This window comes from Marmoricola sp. Leaf446 (genome assembly GCF_001424755.1).
Classification (GTDB): Bacteria; Actinomycetota; Actinomycetes; order Propionibacteriales; family Nocardioidaceae; genus Marmoricola.
Genome location: NZ_LMRF01000001.1, coordinates 290,550 through 307,757, shown reverse-complemented (window position 1 = coordinate 307,757; position 17,208 = coordinate 290,550). Strand labels below are relative to the sequence as shown.

At 70.9% G+C, this 17,208-nt stretch carries 14 protein-coding genes; 5 read left to right on the top strand and 9 right to left on the bottom strand.

The genetic code is table 11. The features are described 5' to 3' along the window. The first annotated feature begins 221 nt into the window (after nt 1-221). Both ASG49_RS01335 and ASG49_RS01330 read left to right on the top strand, forming a co-directional pair. Nucleotides 222-2,135 carry a 2-oxoacid:acceptor oxidoreductase subunit alpha gene (locus ASG49_RS01335; RefSeq protein ID WP_056536081.1) on the top strand — a complete coding sequence of 638 codons (1,914 nt, stop codon included), beginning with the start codon at nt 222-224 and terminating at the stop codon, nt 2,133-2,135. Then, nucleotides 2,135-3,202 carry a 2-oxoacid:ferredoxin oxidoreductase subunit beta gene (locus ASG49_RS01330; RefSeq protein WP_056536078.1) on the top strand — a complete coding sequence of 356 codons (1,068 nt, stop codon included), beginning with the start codon at nt 2,135-2,137 and terminating at the stop codon, nt 3,200-3,202. The genes ASG49_RS01335 and ASG49_RS01330 overlap by 1 nt, the downstream gene beginning before the upstream one ends. A gap of 15 nt (nt 3,203-3,217) precedes the next feature. On the opposite strand, the gene ASG49_RS01325 is transcribed toward ASG49_RS01330, so the two are convergent. Then, on the bottom strand, nt 3,218-3,679 hold the full coding sequence (locus tag ASG49_RS01325) for an SRPBCC family protein (protein WP_056536074.1): 462 nt from the start codon (nt 3,677-3,679) through the stop codon (nt 3,218-3,220). 67 nt (nt 3,680-3,746) lie between these two features. On the opposite strand from ASG49_RS01325, the gene rarD reads away from it, so the two are divergent. From rarD to ASG49_RS01310, 3 genes are all read left to right on the top strand, one after another. Next, a complete protein-coding gene (gene rarD, locus ASG49_RS01320; RefSeq protein WP_056536071.1) occupies nt 3,747-4,676 on the top strand; it encodes an EamA family transporter RarD in 930 nt (309 codons plus the stop codon). Between the two features lie 87 nt (nt 4,677-4,763). Further along, the gene (locus ASG49_RS01315) at nt 4,764-6,824 is read left to right on the top strand and encodes a PhoX family phosphatase (protein WP_056536069.1); all 2,061 of its coding nucleotides are present in this window, start codon (nt 4,764-4,766) and stop codon (nt 6,822-6,824) included. Between the two features lie 241 nt (nt 6,825-7,065). Further along, nucleotides 7,066-8,010, top strand: a complete 945-nt coding sequence (locus tag ASG49_RS01310; RefSeq protein ID WP_056536066.1) for a type IV toxin-antitoxin system AbiEi family antitoxin domain-containing protein — start codon at nt 7,066-7,068, stop codon at nt 8,008-8,010. A gap of 121 nt (nt 8,011-8,131) precedes the next feature. Here ASG49_RS01310 and ASG49_RS01305 read toward each other — a convergent pair whose 3' ends face one another. From ASG49_RS01305 to nuoH, 8 genes are all read right to left on the bottom strand, one after another. Beyond that, nucleotides 8,132-9,064 (bottom strand): polyprenyl synthetase family protein, encoded by a 933-nt coding sequence (locus ASG49_RS01305; protein WP_082533878.1) that lies wholly within the window; start codon nt 9,062-9,064, stop codon nt 8,132-8,134. Between the two features lie 59 nt (nt 9,065-9,123). Further along, nucleotides 9,124-10,716 carry an NADH-quinone oxidoreductase subunit NuoN gene (gene nuoN / locus ASG49_RS01300; protein WP_056536063.1) on the bottom strand — a complete coding sequence of 531 codons (1,593 nt, stop codon included), beginning with the start codon at nt 10,714-10,716 and terminating at the stop codon, nt 9,124-9,126. Further along, complete coding sequence (locus tag ASG49_RS01295; protein ID WP_056536059.1) at nt 10,713-12,242, bottom strand: NADH-quinone oxidoreductase subunit M; 1,530 nt, start codon at nt 12,240-12,242, stop codon at nt 10,713-10,715. Before ASG49_RS01295 ends, nuoN begins: the two co-directional genes overlap by 4 nt. Then, a complete protein-coding gene (gene nuoL / locus ASG49_RS01290; protein WP_056539517.1) occupies nt 12,239-14,110 on the bottom strand; it encodes an NADH-quinone oxidoreductase subunit L in 1,872 nt (623 codons plus the stop codon). Before nuoL ends, ASG49_RS01295 begins: the two co-directional genes overlap by 4 nt. 93 nt (nt 14,111-14,203) lie before the next feature. Beyond that, nucleotides 14,204-14,503 (bottom strand): NADH-quinone oxidoreductase subunit NuoK, encoded by a 300-nt coding sequence (gene nuoK / locus ASG49_RS01285; protein WP_056536057.1) that lies wholly within the window; start codon nt 14,501-14,503, stop codon nt 14,204-14,206. Further along, a complete protein-coding gene (locus tag ASG49_RS01280; RefSeq protein WP_082533694.1) occupies nt 14,500-15,294 on the bottom strand; it encodes an NADH-quinone oxidoreductase subunit J in 795 nt (264 codons plus the stop codon). Before ASG49_RS01280 ends, nuoK begins: the two co-directional genes overlap by 4 nt. Further along, nucleotides 15,291-15,863, bottom strand: a complete 573-nt coding sequence (gene nuoI / locus ASG49_RS01275; RefSeq protein WP_056536054.1) for an NADH-quinone oxidoreductase subunit NuoI — start codon at nt 15,861-15,863, stop codon at nt 15,291-15,293. The genes ASG49_RS01280 and nuoI overlap by 4 nt, the downstream gene beginning before the upstream one ends. Beyond that, on the bottom strand, nt 15,863-17,203 hold the full coding sequence (gene nuoH, locus ASG49_RS01270) for an NADH-quinone oxidoreductase subunit NuoH (RefSeq protein WP_156384220.1): 1,341 nt from the start codon (nt 17,201-17,203) through the stop codon (nt 15,863-15,865). Before nuoH ends, nuoI begins: the two co-directional genes overlap by 1 nt. Nucleotides 17,204-17,208: the final 5 nt, after the last annotated feature.

The window sequence follows — 17,208 nt, the reverse complement described above, 5'->3', positions numbered from 1 at the left end:
GTTACTACAGCTTCAGCACGCGTCCGCCCGCGGTCCACGTGCGACGCGCCGCGGCGTACGCCGTCGTGACAGGCATCACGTCGCTGCGGCGTCTTCCACCCTGGGACGCATCGGTTCCTGCGACACGCCGGACTAAAGTGGGAGGTCGTGCGCCCGGCGGCGCGGCCCCCGGGTCCGTCCGACCAGGTGCCGGGACGTGTCCGACCAATCGAAGGATCGACGTGGCCAAGCAGGTCAAGCAGCTCGACCGGGTGATCATCCGGTTCGCGGGCGACTCCGGTGACGGCATGCAGCTGACGGGCGACCGGTTCACCCAGGAGTCCGCGGCGTTCGGCAACGACCTCCAGACGCTGCCCAACTTCCCGGCCGAGATCCGGGCCCCCCAGGGCACGCTCCCCGGGGTGTCGTCGTTCCAGGTGCACTTCGCCGACCACGACATCCTCACCCCGGGCGACTCCCCCGACGTGCTCGTGGCGATGAACCCCGCGGCCCTCAAGGCCAACCTGGGCGACATGAAGCCGGGCACCACGATCATCGTCGACAGCCACGACTTCACCGGCCGCAACCTCACCAAGGCGGGGTACGCCGAGAACCCGCTCGAGGACGACTCGCTGGTCGACTACGCCGTCAACGTACTCGACCTCACCGGGATGACCGTCGAGGCGGTCAAGGAGTTCGGGCTGTCCCGCAAGGACGCCAGCCGGGCCAAGAACATGTACGCCCTCGGCCTGCTGTCGTGGATGTACGGCCGGCCCACCGAGACCACGGTCGCCTTCCTGGAGAAGCGCTTCGCCAAGGTGCCCGCGATCCGCGACGCCAACGTCACGGCCTTCAAGTCCGGCTACTTCTTCGGTGAGACCACCGAGGCCTTCGCCGTGCAGTACGAGATCAAGCCGGCCCCGATGCAGGCCGGCACCTACCGCAACATCACCGGCAACCTCGCGCTGGCCTACGGCGTCGTCGCCGGCGGCGTGGCCTCGGGCCTGCCCGTCTTCCTCGGCACCTACCCGATCACCCCGGCCTCCGACGTCCTCCACGAGCTCAGCAAGCACAAGCGGTTCGGCGTGACGACGTTCCAGGCCGAGGACGAGATCGCCGGCATCGGCGCCGCGCTGGGCGCCTCCTTCGCCGGCTCGCTGGGCGTCACCAGCACCTCGGGCCCCGGCGTCGCGCTCAAGTCGGAGACGATCGGTCTTGCCGTGATGACCGAGCTGCCGCTCGTGGTCATCGACGTGCAGCGTGGCGGGCCCTCGACCGGCCTGCCCACCAAGACCGAGCAGGCCGACCTGCTGCAGGCGATGTTCGGCCGCAACGGCGAGTCGCCGGTGCCGATCGTGGCGCCGCAGTCGCCCGGCGACTGCTTCGACGCCGCGGTCGAGGCCGTCCGCATCGCCGTCACCTACCGCACGCCGGTCATGCTGCTCTCCGACGGCATGCTGGCCAACGGCTCCGAGCCCTGGCGGATCCCCGAGGTCGGGGACCTGCCGGTCATCGACCCGGCCTTCGCCACCGAGCCCAACCACGAGACCACGGCCAAGGACGGCTCGACCGAGGCCGACTTCTGGCCCTACCTGCGTGACGAGGAGACCCTCGCCCGTCCGTGGGCCATCCCCGGCACAGCCGGGCTCGAGCACCGCATCGGCGGTCTGGAGAAGGGCGACGGCCACGGCAACATCGCCTACGACCCCGGCAACCACGACTACATGGTGCGGATCCGCCAGGCCAAGGTCGACCGGATCGCCGCGTCGCTGCCCCCGCTCGAGGTCGACGACCCCTCGGGCCGGGCCAAGGTCCTGGTGCTGGGCTGGGGCTCGACGTACGGCCCGATCGGTGCGGCCTGCCGCCGTGTCCGCAAGGCCGGCCACGACGTGGCCCAGGTCCACCTGCGCCACCTCAACCCGTTCCCCCAGGACCTCGGCGAGATCCTGAAGGGCTACGACAAGGTGCTGGTCCCCGAGATGAACCTGGGCCAGCTCTCGATGCTCGTCCGCGCCAAGTACCTCGTCGACGCGGTCGGCTACAACCAGGTCCGCGGCCTGCCGCTGAAGGCCGCCGAGCTCGCCGAGGCCATCACCGACCTCGTCGAGACGACCTCGTCCTCGTCGGTCGAGCCCGTCGAGACCAAGGAGAACTGATGACCACCGCCGAGCTCCCCTTCCCCGGCCTGCAGGGCGTGCCCACGTCCGAGGACAAGCTGACCGGCAAGGACTTCACCTCCGACCAGGAGGTCCGCTGGTGCCCCGGGTGCGGCGACTACGCCGTGCTCAAGGCCGTGCAGTCGTTCCTGCCCGACCTCGGCCTGCGCCGCGAGAACATCGTGTTCGTCTCCGGCATCGGCTGCTCCTCGCGCTTCCCCTACTACCTCGACACCTACGGGATGCACTCCATCCACGGACGGGCGCCGGCGATCGCCTCGGGCATCGCCACGCAGCGCGAGGACCTCTCGGTGTGGGTCGTCACCGGTGACGGCGACGCGCTCTCGATCGGCGGCAACCACCTCATCCACGCGATGCGCCGCAACGTCAACATGAAGATCCTGCTGTTCAACAACCGGATCTACGGCCTGACCAAGGGCCAGTACTCCCCCACCTCCGAGCCCGGCAAGGTCACCAAGTCGACCCCCTCGGGGTCGGTCGACCACCCGTTCAACCCGGTGTCGCTGGCGCTGGGCGCCGAGGCGACCTTCGTGGCCCGCACCATCGACTCCGACCGCAAGCACCTCACCTCGGTGCTGAGCGCCGCCGCGGCCCACCGCGGCACCGCGCTGGTGGAGATCTACCAGAACTGCCCGATCTTCAACGACGGCGCCTTCGACGCCATCAAGAACCCCGACACCAAGGCCGACGCGATCATCCCGCTCGTCCAGGGCGAGCCGATCCGGTTCGGCGTCGAGGGCTCCAAGGGCCTGGTCCGCGCGCGCACCGGCGGGGTCGAGGTCGTGAGCACCGCCGACGTCGCCGACAGCGAGCTGCTGGTCCACGACGCGCACCTCGACGACCCCACCACCGCGTTCGCGCTCTCGCGCCTCACCGACGCGGGCGTGCTCCACCAGTCGCCGATCGGGATCTTCCGCCAGGTCGAGCGGGCGACGTACGACGACCAGGCGCGCTCGCAGATCGCGACCGCCAGCGTCGGCCAGGACGACCCGCACGCCGCGCTGTCCTCGCTGATCAGCGGCGGCGACACCTGGACGGTCGTCTGAGGGTCGCGCCGGACCTCAGGCCGTCTCCTCCGAGACGGCCTTGAGCCGGGCCAGCCCGCGCTCGAGGTCCTTGCCGATCAGCCTGTCCATCGGGACCACGCGCCCCACCACGCCCATCAGGCCGGTCTGCTCGCCCTCCATCCGCCAGGTCACCTCGGTGCCGGCGTCGGTGGGGGCGAGCTCGAACACGACCGCCGCGGTCGAGCGGAACGGCTTGAGGAACTCCAGCTGCACGTCGATGCGGTCGGGCGAGGCGCCGGTGACCTGCATGCTGCCGCGACCGGCCTTGCGGTTGCCCGACCAGGCGTAGCGCGACCCGACCCCGGCGTCGGGTCCGCTGTAGACGCGGTCCAGCGCCGGGTCGAGACCCTCCCACGGCGACCAGGAGACCCACTGGCGGAAGTCCGCGACCCGCTCGTGCACCCGCTCGGCGGGGGCGTGGACCAGGACGCGGCGCTCGACGACGTAGGTGCCCATGCCGGCCACCCTAGGACGCCGGGTGCCCTGCTGTCTGTCAGGAGCGTCAGCGGCGTACGGTAGTGACGTGTCGCGCACCCGTGAACCCCGCTCCGCCGCGCAGCAGGGGTTCCTCCTGGGGGCGGCGGCGTACGCCATGTGGGGGCTGTTCCCGCTCTACTGGACGCTGCTCGCGCCGGCGGGCGCGATCGAGATCCTCGCCCACCGGGTGTGCTGGTCGCTGGTGACCATGGTCGCGCTGACGCTGCTGCTGCGTCGTACGCCGCAGCTGCGCGCGATCCTGCGCGACCGCCGGGTGGTGCTGCTGCTGACCGCCGCGGCCGTGGTGATCGCCTTCAACTGGGGCGGCTTCATCTACGGCGTCAACGCCGGCCGGGTCGTGGAGGTCTCGCTCGGCTACTTCGTCAACCCGCTGGTCACCGTGCTGCTCGGGGTGCTGGTGCTCGGGGAGCGGCTGCGGCCGGTGCAGTGGGCGGCCGTCGGGCTCGCCGGCGTCGCGGTCGTGGTGCTCACGGTCGACTACGGCCACCCGCCGTGGGTGGCGGTGCTGCTGGCCGGCTCGTTCGGCACCTACGGGCTGATGAAGAAGAAGGCCGACGTCGGCGCGGTGGAGAGCCTCACCCTCGAGACCGTGGTGCTGGTGCCCCTCGCGCTTGGCTACCTGGTCTGGCTCACCGCCTCCGGCCGCTCGAGCTTCGGCACCGAGGGTGCCGGGCACGCCGTGCTGATGGTCTCCACCGGCCTGGTCACCGCGGTGCCGCTGATCTGCTTCGGCGCCGCCGCGACGCGGGTCTCGATGACCACCATCGGGCTGCTGCAGTACCTCGCCCCGACGCTGCAGTTCGTGCTGGGCCTGGTGGTCTTCGGCGAGCAGATGACCCCGGTGAAGTGGCTCGGCTTCGGGCTGGTGTGGGTCGCCCTCGTCGCCTTCACCGTCGAGGCGCTCGGCCACCGGCGCAGCCAGCTGCGGCTGGCCGCCGAGGCCAGCGCCGTCTGACCGCTGGCGTTCACCTGGGCGTCACCGGGGGTCCGCCGGGGCTGGGTTGGCTGGGGAGGTCCACCCCACGTCGTACTCGGAGAACCGATGACCCTGCACCAGCTGCTCCCGCTCCTGACCGAGGGCCCCCACGGCTCGCGCAGCGCGGCGACCTGTCACTACCGCTGCGCCGACGCCTGCTTCAAGCCGATGCCCAACACCACCGACAACCCCGAGTTCCACGAGGTCGCGTCCCACGCCCTGCGCCGCCGCTCGGTGCTCAAGGCCGCCGGTGTCGGCATCGGCGCACTCGCCGTGGCCGGCGTCAACGCCGCCCCCGCCGCCGCCGCACCCGCTCCGGCCGCTGCCGGCGCCACTCCCGTCGCCGCCCGTCGTGGCGGGGGCGTCGCCACCGCCGCCTTCGCGCCCGTCGCGCCCAACACCGCCGACCGGGTCACCGTCCCGCAGGGCTACCGCTCCGACGTCGTGGTCAAGTGGGGTGACCGGCTGTTCAAGCAGTCCCCCGCCTTCGACGTGGACCGTCAGACGCCCGAGTCCGCCGCCCTCCAGTTCGGCTACAACAACGACTACGTCGGCGTGCTGCCCCAGGGCCGCCGCCGCGCGCTGCTCGTGACCAACCACGAGTACACCGACGAGAACCTGATGTTCCCCACCGGCCGCTACGACTCCGCGACCATCAAGCGGATCGCGATCCAGTCCCACGGCATGTCGGTCGTCGAGCTCCAGCGCGGCAGCCGCCGCGGCTCCTGGACGCAGGTGCGCCCCGGCAAGGCCCCGCGCAACCGCCGGATCACCGGCACCACGAAGTTCGCCGTCGTCGGCCCCGCCGCGGGCGACCCGCGGCTGCGCACCTCCGCCGACCCGAAGGGCCGCACCGTGCGGGGCACCTTCGGCAACTGCGCCGGCGGCACCACCCCGTGGGGCACCGTGCTCTCGGGCGAGGAGAACTTCAACGGCTACTTCGACAAGTCCGGCTCCCTCGACCCGCGCTACACGACGTCCTACGCCCGCTACGGCCTCACCGGGTCCGGCTCGCGCGGCTGGGGCGAGGTCGACCCCCGCTTCGACCTGAGCAAGGAGCCGCACGAGCCGTTCCGCTTCGGCTGGATCGTCGAGGTCGACCCCTCCGACCCCCGCTCGACCCCGCGCAAGCAGACGATGCTGGGCCGCTTCAAGCACGAGGGCGCCAACATCGCGATCGCCCGCGACGGCCGCGCGGTGGCGTACATGGGCGACGACGAGCGCGGCGACTACATCTACAAGTTCGTGTCGCGGCGTACGTTCGACGCCCGCGAGGGCCGCGCCGCCCGCCGTCGCAACCTCGAGCTGCTCACCGAGGGCACGCTGTACGTCGCCCGCTTCAGCGGCGACGGGACCGGGGACGGCGTCTACGACGGCACCGGCCAGTGGATCCCGCTCACCTCGGACACCAGGTCCTTCGTCCCCGGCATGAGCGTGGCCGACGTGCTGATCGACACCCGGCTGGCCGCCGACACCGTCAAGCCGACCAAGATGGACCGGCCCGAGGACATCGAGCCCAACCCCGTCAACGGCAAGGTCTACTGCGCGCTGACCAACAACAGCAACCGCGGTACGTCGTACCCCACGGACGAGGCGAACCCGCTCGCCCAGAGCCGCACCCGCTCCACGCTGGGCGGCCCCCTGGAGACCAGGTCGGGCAACCGCAACGGCTACGTGCTGGAGATCAGCCCCGCCCAGGGCGACCACAGCGCGACGACGTTCGGCTGGGACCTGATGCTGGTGTGCGGTGACCCCGACGCCCCCGAGACCTACTTCGCGGGCTACCCCAAGCAGCAGGTCAGCCCGATCAGCTGCCCCGACAACGTCGCCTTCGACAGCGTCGGCAACCTGTGGATCTCCACCGACGGCGCCCAGCTCGGCTCCCACGACGGTCTCTTCCGGGTGCCCGTCAGCGGCTCCCAGCGGGGACGGGTCCAGCAGTTCCTCACCGTGCCGAAGGGCGCCGAGACCTGCGGCCCGCTGATCACCGACGACGGCCACTCGGTCTTCGTCGCCGTCCAGCACCCCGGCGAGACCGACGGGGCCACCTTCGAGAACCCCTCCTCCACCTGGCCCGGCACCGACGGCTTCCCCCGCCCGGCCGTCGTGGTGACCTACCAGGACTGACCGGTCGGCTGGGTGGCGGGCTGGTCCCGTCGTACGCCAGTCGGACGCTGCGGTTTCACAGGGTCCCCTGTGAAACCGCAGCTCCCCGGTCGAAGTTCGATCCGGGAAGCCGGCAGAAGCCCCGGGGAGTACGCCGCACCAACGACCGGCTCGCCTCCACAGCCGTCGACGCTGTGGTCGATGTCCACAGCTGGCGGCAGCCGGCCCCACGGCGCCGGTGCGGTCGTCAGGCTCGCCCACCATGGACGACCTCCTCCACCTCCGCCCCCACGGCCTGTTCCTTCGTCGCGAGGCGCTCGCTGCGGGCTACCGCGACGCCGACCTCACCAGCGGCGTACGTTCTGGCCGCCTGGTCAGATCACGGCACGGCGCCTACGTGTCGGCGCAGGCGTGGCGGGCCATGGATGACGTCGAGCGGTTCCGGACCCGAGGGCAGGCCGTCCTGCTGACGCACGGCGATCGCGTGATGCTGAGCCACACCTCCGCTGCGGCCGAGCACGGTCTGCGGCTGTGGGACGCCGACCTGCGGCGCGTCCACGTGACGAGGCTCGACGGGGAGAGCGGCCGCCACACCCACGACGTGGTCTACCACGAGGGGGCCGCACCCAGGCAGGACGTGCTGCCGAAGGGAGAAGGACTCGTCGTGGGACCCGTGCGGGCGGCCCTGGAGGCGGCCTCGCTGCACGACGTCGAGCGCGGGGTCGTCATCGTCGACTCGCTCTACGACTGCGGGCTCGGTGATCCCGACGCCGTCTGGTCGGCCTACCGAGCCCGCAGTCGTCACCCGTTCTCGCGGTCGCTCCAGGTCGTCGTCCGGATCGCCCGCGAGGGGGCACAGTCCGTCGGCGAGAGCCGCACGCGCGTGGCCTTCTTCGTGCACGGCATCCCCGAGCCTCGGCTGCAGTACGTCGTCCGCGACGAGGACGGCGAGGTCGTCGGCATCTGCGACATGGCCTGGCTCGAGCACAAGCTGCTGGGCGAGTTCGACGGAATGTCGAAGTACGTTCGCATGCTCCGTCCCGGCCAGACGATCGCCGACGCCGTACGCGACGAGAAGCTGCGTGAGGACGCGCTGCGGGAGCTGACCGGCTGCGGGATGATCCGCTACACCTGGGCCGACCTGTCGCACGGCGCGCGGCTGGCAGCAAGGACCCGACGGATGCTGACCGCGTACGGCGACCGGTGACCCCACTCCCCGGGGAGATCTGCGGCTCCCCGGTCGAAGTTCTCGTCGGGAAGCGTTGGTTTCACAGGGGACCCTGTGAAACCAACGGCCAGCAACCGACCACCAGCCCGACGTACGCCGCTCAGGCGGTGCGGGTGGCGACGACGTCGGCGAAGGCCTCGAGGGCGGCCCGGACGGGGCCGTCGGGGAGGACCTTGAGCAGCGCCTTGGCCTCGCCGGCGAGGTCGACGACGTAGGCGCGGGCCTCGGCCAGGGCCGGGTGGGCGCGGAGCAGGGCGAGGGCCTCGGCGTGGGGCTCGTCGGCCGAGAGGTCGGAGCCGAGCAGCTCGACCAGCCGAGCGTCGGCCGGGTCGGTGGAGCGACGGGCGATCAGCACCGGCAGCGTGGGGACGCCCTCACGGAGGTCGGTGCCGGGGGTCTTGCCGGACTCCTCGGTGTCGGAGGCGATGTCGAGGATGTCGTCGGAGAGCTGGAAGGCGACGCCGACCTTGGCGCCGTACTCGTGCAGCGCGTCCTCGACGTCGCGGGGGGCGCCGGAGAAGCGGGCGCCGTAGCGGGCCGAGGTGGCGATGAGCGAGCCGGTCTTGCCGGCGACGGTGCGCAGGTGGTGCTCGAGCTCGTCGGCGCCGTCGCGGGGGCCGACGGTCTCCAGGATCTGGCCCTCGACCAGCGAGGAGAAGGTCTGGGCCTGGATGCGCACGGCGTCGGCGCCCAGCTCGGCGGTCAGCTCGCTCGACTTGGAGAACAGGAAGTCGCCGGTGAGGATCGCGACGTGGTTGTCCCAGCGGGCGTTGGCCGAGGCGGCCCCGCGGCGCAGGTCGGCCTCGTCCATGACGTCGTCGTGGTAGAGCGAGGCCAGGTGGGTCAGCTCCACCACGCAGGCCGAGGTGAGCACGCCCGGGTCGTCGGGACGGTCGCCGGCCTCGGCCGCGAGCAGGACCAGCAGCGGCCGGAACCGCTTGCCGCCGGCCTCGAGCAGGTGCCGCGCCGCCTCCGTCACGAAGGCGGCCTCGCTGGCCACGTGGTCGGACAGGGCGACCTCGACCTCGTCCATCCGACGGCGCAGCCGGGCCTCGAGCGCGGCGTCGAGGATGGGCAGGGCGAGGGGTGCGCTCACCTGATGAATACTCCCACGCGGCCGAGAACGTCGATCAGGGCGCCCGGGACGATGCCCAGCACCAGGGTGGCCAGGACGCCGAAGCCGATCACGACCGAGGTCATGATGCTGGGCGTGGTCACGCTGGGGCCGTCGCCCACGGGCTCGGAGAAGAACATCAGCACGATCACGCGGACGTAGAAGTACGCCGCGACGGCCGACATCAGCACGGCCACGATCACCACCGGCCATGCGCCGACCTGCAGCGCGGCCGCGAAGACCGCCCACTTGCCGGTGAAGCCGCTCGTGAGCGGGATGCCGGCCATGGCGAGCAGCAGGAAGGCGAAGGCGCCGGCCACGAGGGGCGACTCCTTGCCCAGGCCCTGCCAGCGGGCCAGGTGGGTGGCCTCGCCCCCGCCGTCGCGCACCAGGGTGACGATGGCGAAGGCCGCGAGCGTGGTGAAGCCGTAGGTCGTGAGGTAGAACAGCACCGCGCTGACGCCGGTGAGGCCGCCGGCGGCGACCTCGTCGAGCGAGCGGATGCCGAGGAAGCCGGTGAGGATGAAGCCGGCGTGCGCGATCGAGGAGTAGGCCAGCATCCGCTTGATGTCGGTCTGCGAGATCGCGAGCACCGAGCCGACCACCATCGTGAGGATGGCGACGGCCCAGATCATCGGGGTCCAGTCGGTGCGGTTGCCGCCGAAGGCGACGTAGAAGAGCCGGAGCAGCGCTCCGAAGGCGGCCACCTTGGTCGCCGCGGCCATGAAGGCGGTCACCGCGGTCGGGGCGCCCTGGTAGACGTCGGGCGTCCAGGAGTGGAACGGCGCCGCGCCCACCTTGAACAGCAGGCCGACCGAGATCAGCGCGATGCCGGCCAGCAGCAGGCCCCGCTCGCCGCCGTCGGCCTGGACGGCCGCCGCGATCTGGGCGAAGCCCATCGACCCGGCGTACCCGTAGACCAGGGCGATGCCGTAGACGAAGAAGCCGGAGCTGAAGGCGCCGAGCAGGAAGTACTTCAGCGCCGCCTCCTGGCTCAGCAGCCGGCGCCGCCGGGCGAGCCCGCACAGCAGGTAGAGCGGGAGCGAGAGCACCTCGAGGGCGACGAACATGGTGAGCAGGTCGTTGGCCGCGGGGAAGAGCAGCATGCCGCCGATCGCGAACATGATGAGCGGGAAGACCTCGGTGTGCTCCAGGCCGCTGGTCGAGGCCTCGCGCTCGGCCTCGGTGCCGGGCAGCGCGGCGGCCTGGCCGGCGAAGCCGACCACGCCCGCCTCGAGCCGACGCTCGGCGAACAGCAGCACGCTCAGCGCACCGAGGACCAGCACGAGCAGCCAGCAGAAGACCGCCGGTCCGTCGGCCGCGAGGGCCCCCTCGGCCACGACCTTGCCGGCCTTGACGTCACCGGCGAACGGGTTGAGCCGCGCGAAGACGACGACCGAGGTGGCGAAGGCAGCGGCGAGGCCGACCAGGGCGGTGCCGACCTGGAGCGGGTAGCGCAGCTTGCGGGGGGCGAAGGCCTCGACGAGGACGCCGATCACGGCCACGCCGAGGACGATGAGGATCGGCGAGACGGTGAAGTACTCGATCTTCGGGGCGTCGAAGCCGTTCACTCCTGGGCCTCCCCTTCGGTGACGGTGGGTCGCGGGTCGGACTTCTCGACCTGCGACATGGTGTGGTCGACGGCGGGGTTGATCACGTCGAGCAGCGGCTGCGGGTAGAAGCCCAGGGCCACGATCAGGGCGACGAGCGGAGCCAGCGCCCCGATCTCGCGCAGGCCCAGGTCACGCATGCCGGCGACGCCCTCGTGGACCGGCCCGGTCATGGTGCGCTGGTAGAGCCAGAGCACGTAGATCGCGGCCAGCACGATGCCGAGCACCGCGAACGCGGCCACCCACGGCGAGTAGACGAACGCACCCACCATGACGAGCAGCTCGGAGACGAACGGCGACAACCCCGGCAGCGCCAGCGAGGAGAGACCGGCGACGAGCATCAGCCCGGCGAGCACCGGCGCCACCTTCTCCACGCCGCCGAAGTCCTCGATGCGGGCCGACCCGCGACGCGAGATCAGGTAGCCGGTGACCAGGAACAGCGCGGCCGTGGAGAGGCCGTGGTTGAACATGTAGAGGTTGGCGCCCGCGAGGCCCTGGCTGTTCATCACGAAGATGCCCAGCACGATGAAGCCGAAGTGGGACACCGAGGTGTAGGCGATCAGGCGCGAGATGTTCTGCGAGCCGATCGCCATCAGGGCGCCGTACAGGATCGAGAACACCGCGAGCACGATCACCACGGGCGTGGCCCAGCGCGAGGCCTCGGGGAAGATCTCCAGGCAGAACCGGATCATCCCGAAGGTGCCGATCTTGTCGAGCACGCTCACCAGCAGCACCGAGGTGCCGGGCGTCGCCTGCTCGGTGGTGTCCGGCAGCCAGGTGTGGACCGGGAACATCGGCGCCTTGATCGCGAAGGCGATGAAGAAGCCGACGAACATCCAGCGCCCGGCGGCGGTGCCGATGTCGAGCTGCGCGAGCTCGCTGACGAGGTACGTCGGACCGCCCTCGCTGTCCGCGGACACGACGTAGAGACCAATGACCGAGGCCAGCATGACCAGACCGCCGGCGAGCGAGTAGAGGAGGAACTTGACCGCCGCCTGCACCCGTCGGGGACCGCCGTAGCCGGCCACCATGAAGTAGACGGGGATCAGCGTGGCCTCGAAGAAGACGTAGAACAGGAACACGTCGGTGGCCGCGAACACGCCGATCGAGAGGCCCTCGAGCGCGAGCATCCACGCGAACAGGCCCTTCGCGCCCCAGCGCCCGGTCTCGCCGTCCTCCCACGAGGCCAGCATCACGATCGGGGTGAGGATCACCGTGAGCAGCACCAGCGTGAGGCCGATGCCGTCGAGCCCGAGGGCGTAGTGCGCCCCGAACAGGTCGATCCAGGTCACCTCCTCGGCGAACTGGAGGCCGGTGCCGGGCTGGTAGGCCACGGCGATGCCGATCGCGAGCACCAGGGTGAGCACGGAGAAGCCCAGCCCGACGAGCTTGGGCAGGGGTCCGCCCAGTCGTGCGGGCAGCAGCGCGACCACGACCGACCCGAGGATCGGCAGCAGCAGCAGGATGGTCAGCCACGGGAGCGTCATGCGAGGTTCACCACCACGAGTGCGAGCAGGACGAGGGCGGCCCCGGCCAGCAGGGAGAGCGCGTAGGAGCGCACGAAGCCGTTCTGGGCGCGGCGCAGCGCCTGGGACAGGCCGCCGATCGAGGCGGCCGTCCCCATCGCTCCGCCGTCGACCACGGCGCGGTCGAAGGTCGCGAGCCCGGCGGTGAGCTGCTTGCCGGGGCCGACCACGAGGGTGTCGTTGACCTCGTTGCCGTAGAGCTCGTTGCGCCCGGCGCGGGTGAGGAAGGAGACCTCGGTCGGGGCCTCGCGCGGCACCTCGCGTCGCCCGAAGAGGACGAAGGCGAGCGCGACGCCGAGGGCGACGACCAGGACCACCAGCGCACTGATCAGGATCGGCGGCACCGGCAGGTGGTGCTCCTCGGCCTCGCCGGTCACCGGGGCCAGGAAGGTGACGATCCAGTCGTTGAGCAGCAGCAGGCCGCCGAGCACCGACAGCGCCGCGAGGGCCACGAGCGGGAAGGTCATCACCTTGGGCGACTCGTGCGGGTGCACGCCCGGCTCCCAGCGCTTCGGTCCGAAGAACGTCATGAGCATCAGCCGGGTCATGTAGAAGCCGGTGACGCCGGCGCCGAGCAGGGCGCAGACCCCGAGGACCGGGCTCTCCGCGAGCGCGGTCTCGATGATCTTGTCCTTGGACCAGAAGCCGGAGAACCCGGGGAACCCGATGATGGCCAGGTAGCCCATCGCGAAGGTGAGGAAGGTGACCGGCATCGCCTTCTGCAGCGCGCCGTAGTGGCGCATGTCGACGTCGTCGTCGGTGCCGTGCATCACCGAGCCGGCCCCGAGGAACATGTTGGCCTTGAAGGCACCGTGGGTCAGCAGGTGGAAGATCGCGAAGGCGTAGCCCGCGACGCCGAGACCCGAGGCCAGCACCATGTAGCCGATCTGGCTCATCGTCGAGCCGGCCAGGGTCTTCTTGATGTCGTCCTTGGCGCAGCCGATCCAGGCGCCCATCAGCAGCGTGATGGTGCCGATCACCGCGACCGCGAGCCGGGCGGTGTCGGAGTACTCGAACACGAACTGCGAGCGCACGATCAGGTAGACGCCCGCGGTGACCATGGTGGCGGCGTGGATGAGGGCCGAGACCGGGGTCGGGCCCTCCATCGCGTCGAGCAGCCAGGACTGCAGCGGGAACTGCGCCGACTTGCCGCACGCGGCGAGCAGCAGCAGCAGGCCGATCGCGGTCATCACCCCGGCCGACGCGCCGCTGGTGAGCGCGGAGACCTCGTCGAAGGAGGTGGTGCCGAAGGTGACCAGCATCAGGCCGACGCCGAGCGAGAGCCCGATGTCACCGACGCGGTTGATCACGAACGCCTTCTTGGACGCCGCGGCCGCGCTGGGCTTGTGCTGCCAGAACCCGATCAGGAGGTACGACGCCAGGCCGACGCCCTCCCAGCCCAGGAACACCCCGACGTAGTCCGAGGAGAGCACCAGCACCAGCATCGCCGCGACGAACAGGTTGAGGTAGCCGAAGAACCGCCGCCGCCGGACGTCGTGCTCCATGTAGCCGATGGAGTAGACGTGGATCAGGGCGCCGACACCGGTGATGAGCAGCAGGAACAGCGCCGACAGCGGGTCGTAGAGCAGCCCGAGCTTGACCTCCCACCGGCCGGTGGCGAACCACGTCCACAGGTCGAGCCCGAGCTGGCGCTCCTCCTCGCCGCGGCCGAGCAGGCCGAGGAAGAGCCACAGCGAGCAGACGAACGAGCCGACGACGGCCGCGGTCCCGAGCAGGTGCCCCCAGGCGTCGGTGCGCCGACCGCCGAGCAGCAGGATCGCGGCCCCCACGGCGGGGAGCGCGATGACCAGGACGAGCGGGAGCGCCAGCGACCCGGCCGAGGTGGGCTCGACCAGCGGGATGCTGTGTCCACCCTCCGCGGCGAGGACGTCGATCGCAGTTGAGATCACGTGGAGTGCCCCTTAGTACTTCAGCAGGCTGGCGTCGTCGACCGAGGCGGAGCGACGCGTGCGGAAGATGGTCATGATGATCGCGAGCCCGACCACGACCTCGGCGGCGGCGACGACCATGACGAAGAACGCCGCGATCTGCCCGTCGAGGTTGCCGTTGGCCTTGGCGAAGGTGATCAGCGCGAGGTTGCTGGCGTTGAGCATCAGCTCCACGCACATGAACACCACGATCGCGTTGCGGCGGGTGAGCACGCCGACCGCACCGATGGTGAACAGGATCGCGCTGAGCACGATGAAGGGGGTGACGCTCATCGGCCCGCACCCCCCGCGTCGGAGGAGTCGTCACGCTCGGGCACGTCCTGGTCGCCGCCGCCGAGGCGCTGCACCTGCCGCGCGCTGCCCGGGGCGCTGTTGACCGACCCGCGGGCGGCGAGCACCCGCGAGATCGATGACTCGGCCACGCTGCCGTCGGGCAGCAGCGCGGGGGTGTCGACCGCGTTGTGGCGCGCGAAGACGCCCGGCGAGGGCAGCGGGCCGAGGTGCTTGCCGTGCTCGGCGTAGTCGCGCATCCGCTGGGCGGCGACCTCGGCCTGGCCCAGCTTGGGGGTGAGCCGCTCGCGGTGGGCCAGCACCATCGCGCCCAGGGCGGCGGTGATCAGCAGGGCCGAGGTGACCTCGAAGGCGAAGACGTACTTGGTGAACAGCACCCGGGCGATGCCGATGACGTTGCCCTCGGCGTTGGCCTCGTCGAGGCCGACGACCGTGCCGACGCTCACCTGGGCGATGCCGACCACGAGGGTGACCCCGAACAGCAGGCCGACGATCGTGGCGAGCGCGCGCTGGCCGCGGATCGTCTCGACCACGGAGTCCGACGCGTCGACGCCGACCAGCATGAGCACGAAGAGGAACAGCATCAAGATGGCGCCGGTGTAGACGATGATCTGGATGGCGAACAGGAACGGCGCGTCCTGGACGGCGTACAGCACCGCGAGGCTGATCATCACGACCGCCAGCAGCAGGGCGCAGTGCACCGCCTTGCGGGCGAACAGCAGCCCGAGGGCGCACACCACCATCACCGGGGCCAGGATCCAGAAGGCGATCACGGCGTGGTCCCTCCCGGCGTCTCCTCCGGGGCGTCCTGCCGGCGCAGCGTGCCGCGGTAGTAGTCGCCCTCGTCGGCGCCGAGCCGCATCGCGTGCGGCGGCTGCTCCATGCCGGGCAGCAGCGGCGCGAGCAGGTCGCTCTTCTCGTAGATGAGGTCGGCGCGGTTGTTGTCGGCGAGCTCGTACTCGTTGGTCATCGTGAGCGCGCGCGTCGGGCACGCCTCGATGCACAGCCCGCACAGGATGCAGCGCAGGTAGTTGATCTGGTAGACGCGGCCGTAGCGCTCGCCGGGCGAGAACCGACCGGAGCCGTCGCCGGCGCCGTCGTCGTTGGACGCACCCTCGACGTAGATCGCGTCCGCCGGGCAGGCCCACGCGCACAGCTCGCAGCCGATGCACTTCTCCAGGCCGTCGGGCCAGCGGTTGAGCTGGTGGCGCCCGTGGAAGCGGGGTGCCGTGGGCTCCTTCTGCTCGGGGTACTGCTCGGTGACCACCTTGCGGAACATGGTCCGGAAGGTGACGCCGAACCCGGCGACCGGGTCCCAGAGCTGCTCCTTGAGCGTCGCCATCAGCGCGTGCCTCCTGCGTCGGGGGTGGATGAGCCGGTGCTGCTCAGCGAGGTGGAGCCGGTGCGACCCGCGGTGCCGGCGTCCTGGCCGGGCATCGGCGGGACGGGGTAGCCGCCGGCGAAGGCGTCGAACGGCTCGCTGTCGGCCACCGGCTCGGGCTGCTCCCGCTCGGGGACGAACATCAGCACGACCACCAGCAGGGCCAGCACCGCGGCGGCGCCGATCAGCCAGCGACGGTCGAACCCGCCCTCGAGGTCGACCACGCGGATGGCGGCGACCGCCACGATCCACACGATCGAGACCGGGATGAGGACCTTCCAGCCGAACGCCATGAACTGGTCGTAGCGCAACCGCGGCAGCGAGCCGCGCAGCCAGATGAACATGAAGATGAAGGCCAGGGTCTTGCCCATGAACCAGATGAAGGGCCAGTAGCCCTCGTTGGCGCCCTCCCAGACCTGCGCGATCCCGAAGGGGGCGCGCCAGCCGCCGAGGAAGAGCGTCGTGGCCAGCGCCGAGACGGTGGCCATGTTGATGTACTCGGCGAGGAAGAACAGCGCGAACTTCAGCGAGCTGTACTCGGTGTGGAAGCCACCGACCAGCTCGCCCTCGGCCTCGGGGAGGTCGAAGGGCGCCCGGTTGGTCTCCCCCACCATCGCGATCACGTAGATCACGAAGGACGGGATCAGCGTGAAGACGAACCACACGTCGCTCTGCGCGGCCACGATCTGCGAGGTCGACATCGAGCCGGCGTGCAGGAAGACCGCGACCAGGGCCAGGCCCATCGCGACCTCGTAGGAGATCATCTGGGCGCTGGAGCGCAGCCCACCCAGCAGGGAGTACGTCGACCCGCTGGACCAGCCGCCGAGCACGATGCCGTAGATGCCGATCGAGGCGATCGCCATCACGAAGATGACCGCGACCGGCATGTCGGTGAGCTGCAGCGGCGTGGTGATGTCGGTGAACGGGACCTTGACCTCGGGCCCGAACGGGATCACCGAGAAGGTGACGAAGGCCGGGATCACCGCGATCACCGGCGCGATCACGAAGACCAGCTTGTCGGCCGCCTTCGGGATGATGTCCTCCTTCAGCGCCAGCTTCACGCCGTCGGCGAGGCTCTGCAGCAGCCCGAAGGGACCGTGGCGGTTGGGGCCGATGCGGTGCTGCATCCGCGCCACGACCCGGCGCTCCCACCAGATGTTGAACAGCGTGAGCAGCACGAGGACCACGAAGATCAGCACGGCCTTGAGCAGCACCAGCCAGATCGGGTCCTTGCCGAACGCCTCGAGCCCGGCGTCCGCGAGCGGCACGGGGAGTCCGATCGGGAGCACGGCGGGGAGGATGGGGC

What these genes read in the sequence shown, in the direction of transcription:
- ASG49_RS01310 (WP_056536066.1), top strand. Translation starts at nt 7,066, where the DNA reads ATGGACGACCTCCTCCACCTCCGCCCCCACGGCCTGTTCCTTCGTCGC.
- nuoI (WP_056536054.1), bottom strand. Translation starts at nt 15,863, where the DNA reads ATGGCGACGCTCAAGGAGCAGCTCTGGGACCCGGTCGCCGGGTTCGGC.
- ASG49_RS01325 (WP_056536074.1), bottom strand. Translation starts at nt 3,679, where the DNA reads ATGGGCACCTACGTCGTCGAGCGCCGCGTCCTGGTCCACGCCCCCGCC.
- ASG49_RS01295 (WP_056536059.1), bottom strand. Translation starts at nt 12,242, where the DNA reads ATGACGCTCCCGTGGCTGACCATCCTGCTGCTGCTGCCGATCCTCGGG.
- nuoK (WP_056536057.1), bottom strand. Translation starts at nt 14,503, where the DNA reads ATGAGCGTCACCCCCTTCATCGTGCTCAGCGCGATCCTGTTCACCATC.
- ASG49_RS01315 (WP_056536069.1), top strand. Translation starts at nt 4,764, where the DNA reads ATGACCCTGCACCAGCTGCTCCCGCTCCTGACCGAGGGCCCCCACGGC.
- ASG49_RS01305 (WP_082533878.1), bottom strand. Translation starts at nt 9,064, where the DNA reads ATGGACGAGGTCGAGGTCGCCCTGTCCGACCACGTGGCCAGCGAGGCC.
- ASG49_RS01330 (WP_056536078.1), top strand. Translation starts at nt 2,135, where the DNA reads ATGACCACCGCCGAGCTCCCCTTCCCCGGCCTGCAGGGCGTGCCCACG.